The sequence below is a fragment of the Kineosporia babensis genome, assembly GCF_021129305.1.
Lineage (GTDB): Bacteria > Actinomycetota > Actinomycetes > Actinomycetales > Kineosporiaceae > Kineosporia > Kineosporia babensis.
This window is the reverse complement of sequence record NZ_JAJOMB010000002.1, coordinates 642,936-657,349: the sequence shown is the minus strand read 5'-3', so window position 1 is coordinate 657,349 and position 14,414 is coordinate 642,936. Positions and strand designations below refer to the sequence as shown.

The window sequence follows — 14,414 nt, the reverse complement described above, 5'->3', positions numbered from 1 at the left end:
AGCGAGGAGGCGCCCGGCGGTAGGCAAAGATCCCGCAGGACAGGCTCTAACGGCGGACTCCGACACGTTCGTCGCGGGAACGTCCCCGCGCGCGGAAGGTGAAGCGCCGACGCAGCGAATGGCCGAAAGTGAAAGTAGCCGCGGCGGGGTCGTAATCGGCCCGAGGGCCTGACAACGGAGGAAGCACAAGGTCGGCCACGGGCTCGGCAGCCTCTACCGACTCAGGCGCCGCGACCTGCTCGACCGGCGCACCTACGTCCGTAAGTTCTTCGCCCTTGGCCGTCTCAGGCGACCCGGGCTCGGCCAGCCCAGGAGACGCGTCCCCCATTGGCTCTGCAACCGGCTCGACCACTGACATCGTCGCCGCCACCGCGAGCGCCGCGGTGGTGATCAGCGGGCGCACCGGCTGACGCAACGGCAGCCCGTCCAGCGTGGCAGCGTCCACCCAGCGCGGCGTGTAACGGTTGTTGCGGCTGGAGTGCTTCATCTCCGGGCCGGACATCTGCAGCTCGACCTCGTCGGGCACCACCGCGATGAAGTACGCCTGCCCGTCGTGGTCGGGCAACCGCCCGGCCAGCGTGATCTCCAGGCCGAGTTCCTCTTCGATCTCCCGGATCGCCGTCTGCTCGGGAGTCTCGCCCGGTTCCATCCGCCCACCGGGAACACTCAGGTAACGGTGCCCGCGAACGTAGCGTTCGATCATGGCGACCCGGCCGGTGGGAGCCAGGGTGACCACCCGGGCTCGACGAACCTTCACCGGCTCTTCTTTACCTTTTGTCCGCACTCGCCCTGCCACATCTGCCATCGTGCCCTGGCTCGTGCCCCGAGCCAACCTGAGCTAGCCCACACTCGCGGCGCTACGACCTGCCGGACCACCGACTTGGGCGTAGCGTGACGGCCGCACACTTTGAGTGATCTCTTCTCGGGAGGCCCGGTCATGCGTCCGCTTGTGATCAGTGCAGCGTCGATTTTCGCCCTGACCCCGCTCGTTTTTGCCTACCCCGCCCAGGCAGCCCCGGGACAGGCGACGGCGAGCGTCAACCCGGAAGGCTGGAAGCTGACGTACAACGCCGCCCCGGGACAGGTGAACAAGATCGTGGCCTCGGTGGAGAGCAACGACGCCGGGGCCTTGGTGTACCTGATCGACGATTCGGTGCCGATCGATCCGGGCGCCGGCTGCGAGCATCTGGTCGACGACGACCGCACCAGCGTGCGCTGTGTGGTGCAACCCGTGGACAAGCCGGACCCGTACGCCACCATGACGATGAGCCTGCGGGACAAGAACGACAACGTCGAGTTCCACAACAACACGTCACAGGCCTTCTACTTCAACGAGTTCCGGCTCGGCGACGGAAAAGACACCCTGGACAGCAGCAAAGCCATCAAGGAGGACGGCAGCTTCGTCTGGGGGCAGAACGGGCCGGACCGGATCACCACCGGATCGGTCGCCACCGTGCAGGGCGGCGAGGGGGCAGACGTTCTGACCGCCAACGGCAGTTACAGCGACCTGGACGGCGGCAAGGGCGACGACAAGCTCTGGGGCGGGGTAGGCACGCAGTACCTACGCGGCGGGCCGGATGACGATGTGATCCACGGCGGCGCCGGCAACGACACGCTCTACGGAGGGCGGGGCGACGACAAGCTGTATGGCGAGCAGGGCGTCGACTCGATCTACGGCAATAGCGGCGACGACTTCATCAACGGCGGTAAGGGCATGGACAAGCTCGGCGGCGGCGCCGGCGAGGACCTGCTCAAGCCCTGACTACGTCACTGCAGCAACATGGCGTAGCGTGACGTTCGCAACACCAAGCGTCACATCTTTCACGGGGGATTCACCATGGCACTGCACTTCACCCAGCGACGTCTGCTCGGCGCCGCCGCGATCCTGGCCTGCGGCCTGGCTCCACTGGCGGTGAGCAGCCCGGCGCACGCCGATCAGCAGATCACTTCGAGCGCGATCGTCGCCGCGGCCTCCTCGCAGCTGGCCTACATCGCGCCGGCCGGGGTGGCGAACGAGGTTGTCGCCTCGGCCAGCTGGAGCAAGGACAAGACCAAGCTGATCTACCGGATCAACGACGTGATCCGGATCGATCTCGGCGACGGGTGCGTGTACCCGGACAAGGACGACCGCACCAAGGTGCGCTGCGTGGTCACCCCCGCCCCGGAGGCCAAGGCTTACCCCGCACTGTCGATGAAGCTGGGGGACGGCGACGACAAGGTCTGGTTCGACAACCGCACGAAGCAGACCAAGTACTTCGCCAAGATCGCGCTCGGCCCGGGCGCCGACTGGCTGGACAGCACCAGCAAGGGCCTGGACGGGACGCAGGTTCTCGGACAGGGCGGTGACGACTGGATCGCTGCCGGCCCCCGGGCCAAGGTCTGGGGTGGTAACGGCGACGACCAGATCAAGTTGTGGGGCAAGAACACCTGGGCCGACGGCGGCAAGGACGACGACCAGATCTGGGGCAACGCCGGCCGTCAGTTGCTGCTCGGCGGTGACGGCAACGACAAGATCTGGGGCGGCGACGGGGACGACGACATCTGGGGCAACAGCGGCGACGACCAGTTGTGGGGGCAGGGTGGCGCCGACCGGATCTGGGGCGGTGACGGTAACGACTGGATCTGGGGCGGTGGGGGCAAGGACATGCTGCGCGGCGGGCCGGGCAAGAACGTCGTGAAGCAGTAACTGCATCCAGGACCTGTCCGGCGCTTTCGGCGCCGGGCAGGTCTTTGCATTTTGTCCGCCCGAACGGGCAGTCATCGTTGCCCTGCTGCCACCTGCGGTACCCGAAAGTAACCTGGTCCTGTCTACCGAGGGAGCCAGATGAAACGGGAAACGTGCAGCTTCTTCGCCGTGCTGACCACCGTTGTCGCGCTGACCGCCTGCGCCGGTAAGGAGGACCCGGACGCGGTGTCCCCCCGACTTCCTTTCGAGGGCGCCACTTTTACGGTTGCCAGCAAGGGCACCACCGAGAACATTCTGCTGGGCAAGATGACCGCCGCGGTGCTGTCCGCGCACGGCGCCACGATCGTCGACGAGACCGAGAACCCGAAGGACGCTCGCGCCGCACTGACCAGCGGTGCAGTGGACATGTACTGGGAATACACCGGCGCTGCCTGGGTTTCGTACCGCGGCAACGCCCAGGCCATCGCCGATCCGGTGCAGCAGTACCAGGAGATGAAGGTGGCCGATGCGGCCGAGGGCATCGCCTGGCTGGACGGCGCCCCGGTGAACAACAGCTACGCCATCGCGGTGGCCGGGGACAAGGCCAAGGAGCTACGGCTGGAGTCGCTGACCGACCTGGCCAAGCTGTCCAAGTCCAAGTCCGCCGGGATCAGCTTCTGTATCGACGCCGAGTTCTCGGCTCGCAAGGACGGTTTTACCGGGATGACCGAGGCCTACGGCATCCGGGTGGACCAGGACAAGGTGAAGACACTCGAGGGCGAGGTGATCTCCAGCGAGGTGGCCAAGGGCCAGACCTGCACGTTCGGCGAGGTGTTCGCCACCGACGGCCGGATCAGCGCCCTCGGCCTGAAGGTGCTCACCGACGACCGCTACCTGTTCCCCAGCTACAGCGCGGCCCTCACCCTGCGTCAGGAGACCCTGGACCAGCACCCGAAGATCGCCGACTACATCAACTCGGTCACCGCCCAGCTCGACGATGCCACGATGACCGAGCTGAACACGCGGGTGGACGCGGAGGGTGAGGATCCGGAGGAGGTCGCCGAGTCCTGGCTGCAGGAGAAGGGCCTGATCTAGTCCATTTCCAGCGGGGCCTCCCCTAGCACCGTGTAGCTGACCACCCAGTAGACGAGGTAGAGCGCCAGCAACACGAATCCGTGGTGGCGGCGAAGGCGTCCGGTGGAGATGAAGTAGGCGGCGAGGCCGGTCATCACGATCAGGACGGGCAGGTGCCAGGCCAGGACGTCGTCGCCGATCTCGATGCTGCCGCCGGTCAGCAGGATGATGCCCAGCTTGGCGGTGACGCCGAAGACCACGCTGCCGATCACGTTGCCGATGCCGATCTCCGACACGCCACGGCGGTTGGGCCCCACCGTGAGGAAGATGTCCTCCAAGGTCAGCACCAGGGTGGCGATGGTGGCGCCGAACAGCGTTCCCTCGATGGAGAAGTCGTCGAGGATGCCTTCGATGCCCTCGCTGGTCAGGGTTGCTGCGGCCACCAGCCCGACCAGGGCCAGCAGGGCGAGGCCGATCCCGGCCAGCCGGGGTTGGTTCACCGGGAACGGGGGCAGGTCGGTGGGGCGTTCGGCAACTGCAGTACCAACGGACGGTGTGGTCGCCGAGGTTGCTGAGCCGGCGGTACCGGCAGTGGAGACTTCCATCTGCTCCAGGATCTCGGCGTTGCGGAACACCGGCGTGGTGCTGCGCAACTCGCACGCGGCCACGTAGGTGATGAACCCGGCGAACAGCAGCACCAGCAGCACGCCGTCGCTGGTGGTCAACGGGCCGGTCAGCACGAAGGGCAGCATCGCCAGCGGTGACAGGGCGAAGATGGTGACGTAGCTGCGCGGGATGTTCACCCGGGTGGGTTTGATGATCGCGGCCAGGGCGAGCACGATTCCGGTCATCGAGATCGCCGTGCCGAAGACCGTGCCCAAAGCCACCCCGTCGAGGTCTTCCAGGTTCAGCGCTACCCCGAGGGCGACGTCGTCGAACTCGATCCCGGTGAACACGATCGCCAGCAGGAACACCGAGATGTGCAGTCCGGCGGCCGCTCCGACCAGGTAGAACACGAGTTTCTCGGCGCAGTAGACCAGTAGGGCCGCGCCCACTAGGAAGAAGAGAATCGAGATCATGCCGCAGGTGCCTCCTTGCGCCCGTGGATCAAGCCTGTTGCGGTCTGTGCGGTCGGGGGGTGAGCTGCAGACTCACCGGTTGCTGAGCTGCTGCTACCGCGGCGGCCACCACCTCGTGGTCGCCGGACAGGTGGCACACCGGATCGGTGCGCGAGGCATCGCCGGTGAGCTGGAAGGCCTGGCATCGGCAACCGCCGAAATCCAGCTCCTGCCGGTCGCAACTGCGGCACGGGTCCGGCATCCAGTCCGTGCCCCGGAAGGCATTCATCACCGGGGAATCGGTCCAGATCTCGGCGAGTTCCTGCTCCCGGATGCTGGCTTTCGGCAGCGGTAACGACTGAGCGGCCGGGCACGGCAGCACCTCGCCGTTGGGGGCGACCGTCAGTTGCCGGGACGCCCAGCCACCCATGCAGGGCTTGGGGTACTTGCTGTAGTAGTCGGGGATCACGTACAGCACATCCATGGACAATCGTTCTCGGGCCTCGCGCACCACCGCCTCGGCCTGGGCCAGCTGTTCCCGGCTGGGCAGCAGGGCGTCCCGGTTCTTCCAGGCCCAGCCGTAGTACTGGGTGTTGGCCAGTTCCACCCGATCGGCTCCGACCTCCTCGGCCAGCCGCAGCACGTCTGCGATCCGGTCGATGTTGCGCCGGTGCAGCACCACGTTCACCGTCAGCGGCCAGCCCAGTTCCTTCACCAGCCGCATCGCGTCGATCTTGCGCTGGAACGACGGGATGCCGGCGATCCGGTCGGACAGCACCGGGGCATCAGCCTGGATGCTGACCTGCACGTGGTCCAGCCCGGCTTCCCGCAAACGCTCAGCGGTCCGGCGGGAGAAGCCGATCGCGCTGGTGACCAGGTTCGTGTACAGCCCCAGACCAGCTGCCTGATCGACGATCTCGACCAGATCGCGGCGCAGCAAGGGCTCGCCTCCCGACAGGTGAGCCTGCAGAACCCCGAGTTCGGCTGCCTCGGCGAGGGTTCGCCTCCACTCGTCGGTGCTGAGTTCGTCGGTGTACGAGGCCATGTTGATCGGGTTCGAGCAGTAGGCGCAGGACAGCGGGCAGCGGTAGGTGAGCTCGGCCAGGAGCCCGAACGGACTATCCATCGGGCAGCTCCACGCAACGACGGGCGGCCAGGCCGGCCAGGAATCGCTGCACCTCGTCGGTAGGCACCTCGCGGTAGCGAGCCCTCAGTTCGGCCACGATCTCCGGGACCGTGCGCTGCCCGTCGCAAAGCTTCAGGATGGCCGCGCCGGTCTCGTTGAGCACGACCACGGTCTCGGGGAGCAACAACACGGGACGTTTGCGGGCCACCGAGTAGGTCAGGCGGACGTGGCGGGCCAGCCGCGGGCGGGTACTCACCTCTAGGCTGTTCACTGTGGGCACGCCCGGTCGATCGCGTCCATCAGGCTCCACAGCACGTCGCACTTGAACGAGAGCGCATCGATCGCCGCAGCTTGCGACTCGGTGGAAAGACAGTATTGGGTGACCACTTCCAGGGCGTGCTCGCTGTCGCGGGGTGCCTGTTCCAGGCGGGCCCGGAAGTAGGCCAGGCCGGCCGGATCGATCCAGGTGTAGTGCCGCTCGAACGCCGCCAGTCGCTCGGCCATCAGATCGGGGGCGAAGAGTTCGGTCAGTGAGGAGGCCACCGATTCCACCCACGGACGGGTGCGGGTGAAGGTCAGGTACGCCTCGACCGCGAAGCGCGCACCGGGCACCAGATGCCGATGGTCGAGCAACTCCTCGCGGTTCAGTCCGGCCGCCTCGCCGAGCCGCAGCCAGGCCTCGATCCCGCCCTCGCCCTCGGCGGTGCCGTCGTGATCGGTGATCCGGCGGATCCAGCGGCGCCGCACCTCCGGATCGGGGCAGTTGGACAGGATCGCGCCGTCCTTACGCGGGATGATCTCCTGGTAGTAGAAGCGGTTCGCGATCCAGCCACGCAACTGCTGCGGGCTCAGCTCACCGGCGTTCATTCTCACGTGGAACGGGTGCTGGTCGTGGTACTTCCTCGAGTGGGCACGCAGCCGGGCGACGAACTCGGTGTCGCCGGCCGGCTGGGCCATCTGAGTCACCTGAGTCTCCTGGGTCGTCTGGGGCATCGTTCAGACCTCCATCTCGAGTCCGTCCACGGCCACTTCCAGCCTGTTCTGCTCCACCGCAAGCCTTTCCGGTGTGCCTTCGAGCAGGATCGGGTTGGTGTTGTTCAGGTGCACGAAGACGGTCCGCCCCGATCTGCGGCCGAGCAGGTCGAGGTTCTCCTCCACCGGGGTGTGCCCCATCTGCCGGGACGTCTTGGCGGCCAGACCGAGCCGCACCAGTTCGTCGTCACGGAAGCAGGTTCCGTCGATCAGCAGGCAGGTGCAGCTTTCGATCTGCTCCCGGATCTGCGGGGTGAGCTGCTGAACGCCGGGCAGGTACACCAGGGTTCCTCCGGTGTTCGCGTCGTGCAGTCGGTAGCCCACGACCCGCCCGGGCCCGGCCCCCACCCCGAAACGGTCACGTTTGCTCGTCTCCACTTCAAAAGCACTGCAGGTGAGCCCTTCGGTGAGGCTCTGAACCGCTCCGGCGACCACCGGCGTCCATTCGACCTGGCAGTAACGTTCCAGCAAGGTCAGCAGGCCGGAACCGTCGCACAGGGTCTTGTGCACCGCGGGAGTGGCGTGCAGCCGGATCGACTCGGCCTCCCGCAGGAGCAGCAGTCCCATCGTGTGGTCGAGCTCGGCATCGGTCAGAAAGACCGCCTCCACCGGGGATTCCCGGGCGCTGCGCGGTTGCAGCGGTGGGAAGGACGCGAACTGGGTGAGCACGTCCGGTGAGGCGTTGAACAGGAACCAGCGCTGCCGATCGGGGCTGACAACAATCGACGATTGAGTGCGGGGAGGGGCGGCCCCGGAGCGTACGTTCACACAGACCTCGCAACCACAGTTCCACTGCGGCGAACCGCCGCCGGCTGCGGAGCCGAGTACCCGTACCCACATCCGTGAACCACCCCTCCTCGGGTTATCTCAGTTCTCTCAGTCGTCGAGCTGGGCGATGTACATCGTCACCTCAGGGGCGACGGCGATCTCGTCGAACGCAGGCGTCTCCCACTCCTCGTAACGGGATTCCATGGCTGCACCTCCTCTCAGATCAGTCGTCGTCGCCGCGGCCGGGGGTGTCCTCGGGCAGGGCGAAAACGATCAGCGCGCTGCCGTGACCGGCACCGAGCATCCCGGGCAGGAAACCTTCCGCCCAGCCGCCCCAGCCGACCGGCACGGCGATGTACTGCCGACCGTCCACCGAGTACGTGACCGGGCTGCTGTGATGGCCGCTGCCGCACTGGAACTGCCAGAGCAGTTCCCCGGTGCGGGCGTCGTAAGCGTTGAACTCGCCCGACGGCTCCCCGGCGAACACCAGGTCTCCCCCGGTGGCCAGCACCGAGGCACACATCGGCAGTTCGTTGCGCCAGCGCCACTTCTCTTCGCCGTTGGCGTCGAAGGCACTGAGGTACCCCACGGCTTCTTCGATGTCGACCGCGACGCCGGCGCCCCAGTACGGGATGCCTTCCTTGAACTCGCGACGGCGGCGGGCAGCGGTGGCTCCGACGTCCTGGATCGGTACGTAGAACAGTTCCGTCTTGGGACTGTAGGCCGCGTGCGTCCACTCCTTGGCGCCGGCCGGGCCCGGGTAGAAGTGCACGGCGACCCCCTCGGCCTCCGGGTACACCTTGGGCACGACCTGCCCGTCGCGGGTGATCGCTCCCCAGGTGATCCGGTCGACGAACGGGGTGATCGAGACCCGTTCACCGTTGGTGCGGTCGAGCACGAACATGTACCCGTTCTTGTCGAAGTGGGCCAGCAGCTTGCGGCCGTCCTTCTCGAACAGGATGCACTCGCTCATGCTGTCGTAGTCCCACACGTCGTGCGGGGTGCACTGGTAGTGCCAGCGGATCTGACCGGTGTCGGCGTCGACCGCGACCAGGCTGTCGGTGTAGAGGTTGTCGCCCTCGCGCACCTCCCCGTCGAAGTCGGGGGCCGGGTTGCCGGTACCCCAGATCAGCAGGTTCTGCTCCACGTCGTAAGTGCCGGTCAGCCAGCAGTTCCCGCCACCGCGCTGCCAGGCCTCGCCGTCGGCCGGCCAGGTCTCTGAACCGGGCTCACCGGGCTTGGGCACCATGTAGCAGCGCCACTGGTGTTCCCCGGTCTCGAGGTCGAACGCATCGAGATGACCGCGCACCCCGAACTCACCGCCCGAACTGCCCACGATCACGTTGTTCTTCACCACGATCGGAGCCATCGTGCCGCTCTCGCCGGCCCGCACGTCGCCGTACGTCTTGTCCCAGACCCGCTTGCCGGTGGTGGCGTCCAGAGCGAGCACGTGCGCGTTGGCGGTGACGAAGAAGACCTTGCCCTTGGCCACCGCGACCCCGCGGTTGACGTTGCCGCAGCACAGCGACACGTCGAACGGCACCGCGTGCTTGTAGCGCCAGATCTCCACCCCGGTAGCGGCATTCAGCGCCCAGACCCAGCCGTCCCAGCCGGAGAGGAACATGATGCCGTCCACCACCAGCGGGGTGGCCTCGAACGAGTACGTCGAGGTGCCGGCGATGATCCCGCTGACCCCGGCCTGGAAGATCCACGCCGGGCCGATGCGCTTGATGTTCTCGGTGTTGATCTGGTCCAGCGAGCTGAACCGCTGCCCGTCGTAGGTGCCGTAGTAGGTGAGCCAGTTCTGCGGTTCCGAACGGGCGTCCACGATCCGCTCGAAGGTGAGGTTCTCGGTGACCGGCGGGGCGACGTCCCCGCCCGCGACCTTGCCGCTGAGACGGCCCTGGTCGACCGCCTCGCCGGCGTCGACGTACGGTTCTGCGGATTCCGAAGTGGTCATCGCGATGGCTCCTTTCAGGGGCGCGGCTGGTCGGGACGGTCGAGACGGGCCTCCGGCGGCACGTCCCCGAGGACGACGATGGCACCGGTCAGGCCGCGGCCCTCGTCGTTGCCGGAGGGCGAGCTGAACCAGTAGTAGCCCGGGCCGTCCAGATTGAGTCTGGCCGTGCCCCGGGAGTGGTTGACCAGCCAGATGAACTTGCGGTCACCGTTGCTTGGCAGCAGGGCGCAGTGCGTGTTCAGGTCGTCGTTGATCAGCTCGAGTTCCAGGTCGCCGCCGTGCGGCAGCACCAGGATCGAGGGGTCCCAGCAGATCTCGTCGGGACGGATCCGGATCGTCGCCTCCATCACCCCGTCCTCCCGTTCCTTGGCCTCGGCGACATTGCCGGTGTTCAGCAGCCGGCCCAGGGCAGCGGTGTTCTGCCCGCCCAACCCCAGCCGGCGCAGCAGATCTTCGCGTTCTTCCACGGTCGTCATCGACCTCAGCTCCTCGTCGGAAACGATCAAACCTTCCGCCGAAGTGGACCTTACGCCGGGGGTCCGACATTCTCGCCGGGCCGCCGTTCGCCCGCCCCGAGCTACCGTTCAGACCGGTTCTGCGCCCACCGGCCGAGATTCATCACCTTGTCCCAGGCCGCCACGAAGTCCCGGGCAAAATTCGGTTCGGCGTCATCGGCCGCGTAGAGTTCGCTCAGCGCCCGCAGTTCGGGGTTGGATCCGAAGACGAGATCAGCCCGGCCGGCGCGCCAGCACACCTCTCCGGTACTCCGGTCCCTTCCTTCGAAAGTAGCTTCCGATGATGATTTTTCCGTTGCTGGAGTCCAGTGGTAGCGCATGTCAAGGAGATTCACGAAGAAGTCATTGGTCAGCACGCCGGGAGTGGCGGTGAGCACGCCGAGTCCGTCACGGCCGATGCCGAGTGCGCGCAGACCGCCGAGCAGCACGGTCATCTCGGGGGCGCTCAGGGTCAGCTGGCTCGCCCGGTCGATCAGTAAGCGCTCGGACAGGTGCTGGGCTCTTCGGCTGCGGTAGTTGCGGAAGCCGTCGGCCAGCGGTTCCAGCGCGGCGAACCATTGCGGGTCGGTCCAGGCCTGCGAAGCATCGATGCGGCCGGGGGTGAAGGGCACGTCGATCTCGTGGCCAGCTTTCCGGGCGGCTGCTTCCACCGCTGCACAGCCGCCCAGGACGACGAGGTCGGCCATCGAGATGTTCGGTGGTCTGAGCTCTTCCAGGGTTTGCAGCACCGGGTGCAGGGTTTCCGGATCGTTGGCTTCCCAGGAGCGCTGCGGCTCGAGACGTACCCGGCCACCGTTCGAACCGCCGCGCCGGTCGCTGTTGCGGTAGGTGGAGGCCGAGGCCCAGGCGGTGGAGACAAGGTCGGCGATGGTCCGGCCGGAACGGAGGATCTGGTGCTTGAGCTGCGTGATCTCATCGAGGGTGAGGCTGGTACTGAACTCGGTCCGTACTGGGGGCGGGACCGGGTCCTGCCAGACCAGGTGCTCCTGCGGGACGAGCGGCCCGAGATAGCGCTCCCGCGGGCCCATGTCGATGTGGGTGAGCTTGAACCAGGCCCGGGCGAACGCCTCGGCCAACTGCTCCGGATGCTCCATGAACCGCCGGGCGATCGGCTCGTAGTCCGGGTCTACCCGAAAGGCCAGATCTGTGGTCAGGAACGTGGGCGCGTGCCGCACGGCCGGATCGTGCGCGTCCGGCACCGTCCCGGCGCCCGCCCCGCCTCGCGGCACCCACTGCCACAACCCGGCCGGGCTCAGCGCCACGTCCCACTCGTACTGAAACAAGTTCCGGAAGTAGCTGTTGTCCCAGGTTGTCGGCGTCTGGGTCCAGGTTCCGTCCAGACCGCTCGTCACCGTGTCCCCGGCCTGACCGGTGCCATGCCCGCCCTGCCAGCCGAACCCCTGCTGTTCCAGATCTGCCACCGCAGGCTCCGGGCCCAGGTACCGCTCCGGGTCCGCCACGCCGTGGGTCTTGCCGAACGTGTGCCCGCCGCCTATCAGGGCAACGGTTTCCTCGTCGTTGAAGCCCATCCGCCGGAACGTGTCGCGGATGTCCCGCGCCGACATCAGCGGATCCGGCACCGTGTTCGGGCCTTCCGGATTGACGTAGATCAACCCCAGCTGGTCCGCCGCCAACGGCCCGTTCAGATCGTGCACCCCGGTATGCCGTTCATCGGCCATCCACGCCTGTTCCGGCCCCCAGTCCACCCGATCTGCCTGGTAGACCTCGTCCCGCCCACCCGCGTAGCCGAAAGTACGCAGGCCCATCGACTCCAGCGCCCGGTTGCCGGCGAAGACCATGAGGTCAGCCCAGGAGATCCGCCGGCCGTACTTCTTCTTCACCGGCCAGAGCAGGCGACGCGCCTTGTCCAGGTTCCGGTTGTCCGGCCAGCTGTCCACCGGAGCAAATCGCTGCAGGCTCGCGCTCGGGCCGCCACGACCGTCCCCAATCCTGTAGGTACCGGCGCAGTGCCAGACCATCCGGACGATCAGCGGCCCGTAGTGGCCGAAGTCGGCCGGCCACCAGTCCTGCGACGTGGTGAGCACCGCATCGACATCCCGGGCCAACGCGTCAAGGTCTACTTCGGCGAAAGCCTTTGGGTAATCGAAATCGTCGGATGCAGGCCACTGCAGAACGCTGAGATCCAAATGTCTGCTGCTGTCTTCGGATGTTCCACGTGAGTCGAGGATGGCTGAGTACGGACGCTCGTGCGGACTGGGTAGCCCCAGCCCACCACCGGGGGCAGCGTCATGGGAACGATCAGCCACAAGGCTCCTTAGATGTCGAGCGCGCGACGTACAGCCGGGGCATTACGTCGGGAGACCGGTACGTCTCCCCCGTTTTCCATGATCAGCAGCAGTTCTCCGCCTCGGCCGCGTTCGACCTCCCGCACCCGGCTCAGGTTGACCACATAGCTGCGGTGCACCCGGAGAAACCCGACGTCGGCCAGTTCCCCGCCCAACCGGTCCAGACTCGCCGACGCCGCCCGCAAGCGTCCTTGATCGGTGGAGAGCCAGACGTCGTTGCCGTCCGACTCCGCGAAGGCGACCTCGGGCAGACGCAACAACACCATGCGGTTCTCCCTGGTGGCGACCACTCTGCGCGGCCGGATCGCGGCTGGGCGGTCAGCACTGGGCATGCCCGGACCGGGCTCGGTGGCGTTGAAGTGGACCAGGTTGCCGATCAGATGGCCGGACAGGAACACCGGGCGGATGACGATCGGCGTGGGTTCGTCGGAGAGGTTCGTGAAGATCTGCGTGGAGCCCACCCAGTCCGGATTCCGCGCCGCCTGCGTGGCGGCGTACTGCGCGGCGCCGATCAGCTCCGGGAGGCCGGGATTCCAGCGCACCGTCGGATCGAGCGCAGGGGTGGCCGCCGGAACACCCATCAGCACACTGGCCGTCTCGTCGGCGATCACCACCTTCCCGGCCGTGTCCATCGCCGCGAGCGGAGTGCTCGCCCCCGCCCGGGCCTGGGTGTACGCCGCAACCAGCTCGGCTCCGCTGTTGCGCGCGCGTCTTCGCAGTTGGGCCTGGGTAGTGACAGCGGCGTTGCTCAGCCAGTTCCCGGCGAACGACGGCAGCCGACTGCGCCAGCACGAGATGTTCAGGACGGCGATCGGCTCACGGGTGACCACGTCGCGCACCGCGACGCCCGCACACGTCCAGTCGTGAAACGCCTTGCACCAGTGCTCCGGCCCCTTGACCAGCACCGGGCCGTGCGTCTCAAGAGCCATGCCCATGCCGTTGGTGCCCGCCGCCGATTCCGACCAGCAGAACCAGGGGGCGAGATTGGCCTCGGCCGCGCGGGCGAGAGTTCCCTGGTCACCCCACTCGGCCAGGATGCGCCCGGTGGAGTCGGTGACGGTGAGCACTCCCCCGGCGAAGCCCACGTCCTGGGCCACCGCCGCCGCCCGAAAGCCCAGCTCGGCGAACACGCCGTCATGCTCAGGGGTGTGCTCGATCTCGGCAACCGCGATCGGCGCCTCGGTCAGGTTCGGATCGACCCGGTAGCGCTCGCGACAACGATGCCAGGAGATCGCCACCTCGGGGCGAACGCCCAGCACCTGGTCCTCGCCCTGCACGAACCGTTCCCAGGCGGCGTACACCGAGCCCAGAGGTTCACGCCGTCGTGCATCCTTCATCGTGGAGAACCGCCCTTGGTCCGTCCGCAACGCCCGCCGTGGTGATGCCATTTGTTTCGCTTGTTGCCGAGTTGTAACCATCAACACTCTAGGTACCGATTTCAGGGATGGCTAGGGCGCGGCGGCGGCCGGTCTCATTCCGCCAGCCGGGAGAACCGGCGAAATCCACTGCCCGATAAAAATATTCGCCACAACAAAGGACGCCCGCACCGCCGGGCGGTGCGGACGTTTCGCTGCACCCACGACCGCAGCCTCAGCATCTTCAGCGTGCAATCGGTCTTCGGACCGGCTTACCAGCGGGCAGCACCACTGGCAGGCCGCCCTGGTTGAGGTTCAGGTGGGCTGGGCCGGGGTGCACTGCGACCCCAGCGATCGTGGCCGAGCGGGAACGCGCTCGTGGTGATCAAGTCACTGGGATGGCAGCCAAGCAGGCGGAGGCGGTGCATCAGGGCATCGCCTCCGACTTGGAGGTCAGCACGGGCAAGAAGACTTGGGCCGAGGTCGCTGCTCGCATCCGGAGCTGTTCCTTCGGTTGATCCAATCTGCCCCGGAGAGAGTAGGACCGGTGGAACG

General features: G+C 67.1%; 15 protein-coding genes. 4 read left to right on the top strand and 11 right to left on the bottom strand.

Going from position 1 to position 14,414, the window contains the following annotated elements; all coding sequences use genetic code 11:
* Window positions 1-46: 46 nt before the first annotated feature.
* The gene (locus tag LR394_RS05845; protein ID WP_231439332.1) at window positions 47-757 is read right to left on the bottom strand and encodes an NUDIX domain-containing protein; all 711 of its coding nucleotides are present in this window, start codon (window positions 755-757) and stop codon (window positions 47-49) included.
* 180 nt (window positions 758-937) lie between these two features.
* Here LR394_RS05845 and LR394_RS05840 point away from each other — a divergent pair, with 180 nt between their 5' ends.
* The 3 genes from LR394_RS05840 to LR394_RS05830 all read left to right on the top strand — a co-directional run bounded on the left by LR394_RS05840 (window position 938) and on the right by LR394_RS05830 (window position 3,760).
* Complete coding sequence (locus LR394_RS05840; RefSeq protein ID WP_231439331.1) at window positions 938-1,762, top strand: calcium-binding protein; 825 nt, start codon at window positions 938-940, stop codon at window positions 1,760-1,762.
* A gap of 75 nt (window positions 1,763-1,837) precedes the next feature.
* Entirely contained in the window at window positions 1,838-2,686 is an 849-nt protein-coding gene (locus LR394_RS05835; protein WP_231439330.1) for a calcium-binding protein, read from the top strand.
* 138 nt (window positions 2,687-2,824) lie between these two features.
* Window positions 2,825-3,760 (top strand): glycine betaine ABC transporter substrate-binding protein, encoded by a 936-nt coding sequence (locus LR394_RS05830; protein ID WP_231439329.1) that lies wholly within the window; start codon window positions 2,825-2,827, stop codon window positions 3,758-3,760.
* Here LR394_RS05830 and LR394_RS05825 read toward each other — a convergent pair.
* The 10 genes from LR394_RS05825 to LR394_RS05780 all read right to left on the bottom strand — a co-directional run bounded on the left by LR394_RS05825 (window position 3,757) and on the right by LR394_RS05780 (window position 13,841).
* Window positions 3,757-4,818 (bottom strand): sodium:calcium antiporter, encoded by a 1,062-nt coding sequence (locus tag LR394_RS05825; RefSeq protein WP_231439328.1) that lies wholly within the window; start codon window positions 4,816-4,818, stop codon window positions 3,757-3,759. The genes LR394_RS05830 and LR394_RS05825 overlap by 4 nt on opposite strands.
* Window positions 4,819-4,846: 28 nt before the next feature.
* Window positions 4,847-5,923, bottom strand: coding sequence for a pyrroloquinoline quinone biosynthesis protein PqqE (gene pqqE, locus LR394_RS05820; protein WP_231439327.1), 1,077 nt, complete (start codon window positions 5,921-5,923; stop codon window positions 4,847-4,849).
* Window positions 5,916-6,179, bottom strand: coding sequence for a pyrroloquinoline quinone biosynthesis peptide chaperone PqqD (gene pqqD / locus LR394_RS05815; RefSeq protein WP_231439326.1), 264 nt, complete (start codon window positions 6,177-6,179; stop codon window positions 5,916-5,918). Before pqqD ends, pqqE begins: the two co-directional genes overlap by 8 nt.
* 11 nt (window positions 6,180-6,190) lie before the next feature.
* On the bottom strand, window positions 6,191-6,880 hold the full coding sequence (pqqC, locus tag LR394_RS05810; protein WP_407936987.1) for a pyrroloquinoline-quinone synthase PqqC: 690 nt from the start codon (window positions 6,878-6,880) through the stop codon (window positions 6,191-6,193).
* A gap of 39 nt (window positions 6,881-6,919) precedes the next feature.
* Window positions 6,920-7,795 carry a pyrroloquinoline quinone biosynthesis protein PqqB gene (gene pqqB, locus LR394_RS05805; protein WP_231439324.1) on the bottom strand — a complete coding sequence of 292 codons (876 nt, stop codon included), beginning with the start codon at window positions 7,793-7,795 and terminating at the stop codon, window positions 6,920-6,922.
* A 36-nt stretch (window positions 7,796-7,831) separates the two neighbouring features.
* On the bottom strand, window positions 7,832-7,927 hold the full coding sequence (gene pqqA / locus LR394_RS05800; RefSeq protein ID WP_231439323.1) for a pyrroloquinoline quinone precursor peptide PqqA: 96 nt from the start codon (window positions 7,925-7,927) through the stop codon (window positions 7,832-7,834).
* Window positions 7,928-7,946: 19 nt separating this feature from the next.
* Window positions 7,947-9,683 carry a PQQ-dependent dehydrogenase, methanol/ethanol family gene (locus tag LR394_RS05795; RefSeq protein ID WP_231439322.1) on the bottom strand — a complete coding sequence of 579 codons (1,737 nt, stop codon included), beginning with the start codon at window positions 9,681-9,683 and terminating at the stop codon, window positions 7,947-7,949.
* Between the two features lie 14 nt (window positions 9,684-9,697).
* Entirely contained in the window at window positions 9,698-10,159 is a 462-nt protein-coding gene (locus tag LR394_RS05790; RefSeq protein ID WP_231439321.1) for an MSMEG_3727 family PQQ-associated protein, read from the bottom strand.
* Between the two features lie 101 nt (window positions 10,160-10,260).
* The gene (gene katG, locus LR394_RS05785; RefSeq protein ID WP_407936986.1) at window positions 10,261-12,426 is read right to left on the bottom strand and encodes a catalase/peroxidase HPI; all 2,166 of its coding nucleotides are present in this window, start codon (window positions 12,424-12,426) and stop codon (window positions 10,261-10,263) included.
* A 47-nt stretch (window positions 12,427-12,473) separates the two neighbouring features.
* Window positions 12,474-13,841 (bottom strand): DNA-binding protein, encoded by a 1,368-nt coding sequence (locus LR394_RS05780; protein WP_231439319.1) that lies wholly within the window; start codon window positions 13,839-13,841, stop codon window positions 12,474-12,476.
* A gap of 416 nt (window positions 13,842-14,257) precedes the next feature.
* Between LR394_RS05780 and LR394_RS43555 the strand changes: the two genes are divergently transcribed.
* Window positions 14,258-14,377 (top strand): phosphotransferase-like protein, encoded by a 120-nt coding sequence (locus LR394_RS43555; protein ID WP_407936976.1) that lies wholly within the window; start codon window positions 14,258-14,260, stop codon window positions 14,375-14,377.
* Window positions 14,378-14,414 lie beyond the last annotated feature (37 nt).

Excerpts from the sequence above, each read along its gene's own strand:
- pqqB (WP_231439324.1), bottom strand. The coding sequence starts at position 7,795 with ATGTGGGTACGGGTACTCGGCTCCGCAGCCGGCGGCGGTTCGCCGCAG.
- LR394_RS05795 (WP_231439322.1), bottom strand. The coding sequence starts at position 9,683 with ATGACCACTTCGGAATCCGCAGAACCGTACGTCGACGCCGGCGAGGCG.
- pqqC (WP_407936987.1), bottom strand. The coding sequence starts at position 6,880 with ATGGCCCAGCCGGCCGGCGACACCGAGTTCGTCGCCCGGCTGCGTGCC.
- LR394_RS05840 (WP_231439331.1), top strand. The coding sequence starts at position 938 with ATGCGTCCGCTTGTGATCAGTGCAGCGTCGATTTTCGCCCTGACCCCG.
- LR394_RS05780 (WP_231439319.1), bottom strand. The coding sequence starts at position 13,841 with ATGAAGGATGCACGACGGCGTGAACCTCTGGGCTCGGTGTACGCCGCC.
- LR394_RS43555 (WP_407936976.1), top strand. The coding sequence starts at position 14,258 with ATGGCAGCCAAGCAGGCGGAGGCGGTGCATCAGGGCATCGCCTCCGAC.
- LR394_RS05835 (WP_231439330.1), top strand. The coding sequence starts at position 1,838 with ATGGCACTGCACTTCACCCAGCGACGTCTGCTCGGCGCCGCCGCGATC.
- pqqA (WP_231439323.1), bottom strand. The coding sequence starts at position 7,927 with ATGGAATCCCGTTACGAGGAGTGGGAGACGCCTGCGTTCGACGAGATC.
- LR394_RS05825 (WP_231439328.1), bottom strand. The coding sequence starts at position 4,818 with ATGATCTCGATTCTCTTCTTCCTAGTGGGCGCGGCCCTACTGGTCTAC.
- LR394_RS05830 (WP_231439329.1), top strand. The coding sequence starts at position 2,825 with ATGAAACGGGAAACGTGCAGCTTCTTCGCCGTGCTGACCACCGTTGTC.
- pqqE (WP_231439327.1), bottom strand. The coding sequence starts at position 5,923 with ATGGATAGTCCGTTCGGGCTCCTGGCCGAGCTCACCTACCGCTGCCCG.
- LR394_RS05790 (WP_231439321.1), bottom strand. The coding sequence starts at position 10,159 with ATGACGACCGTGGAAGAACGCGAAGATCTGCTGCGCCGGCTGGGGTTG.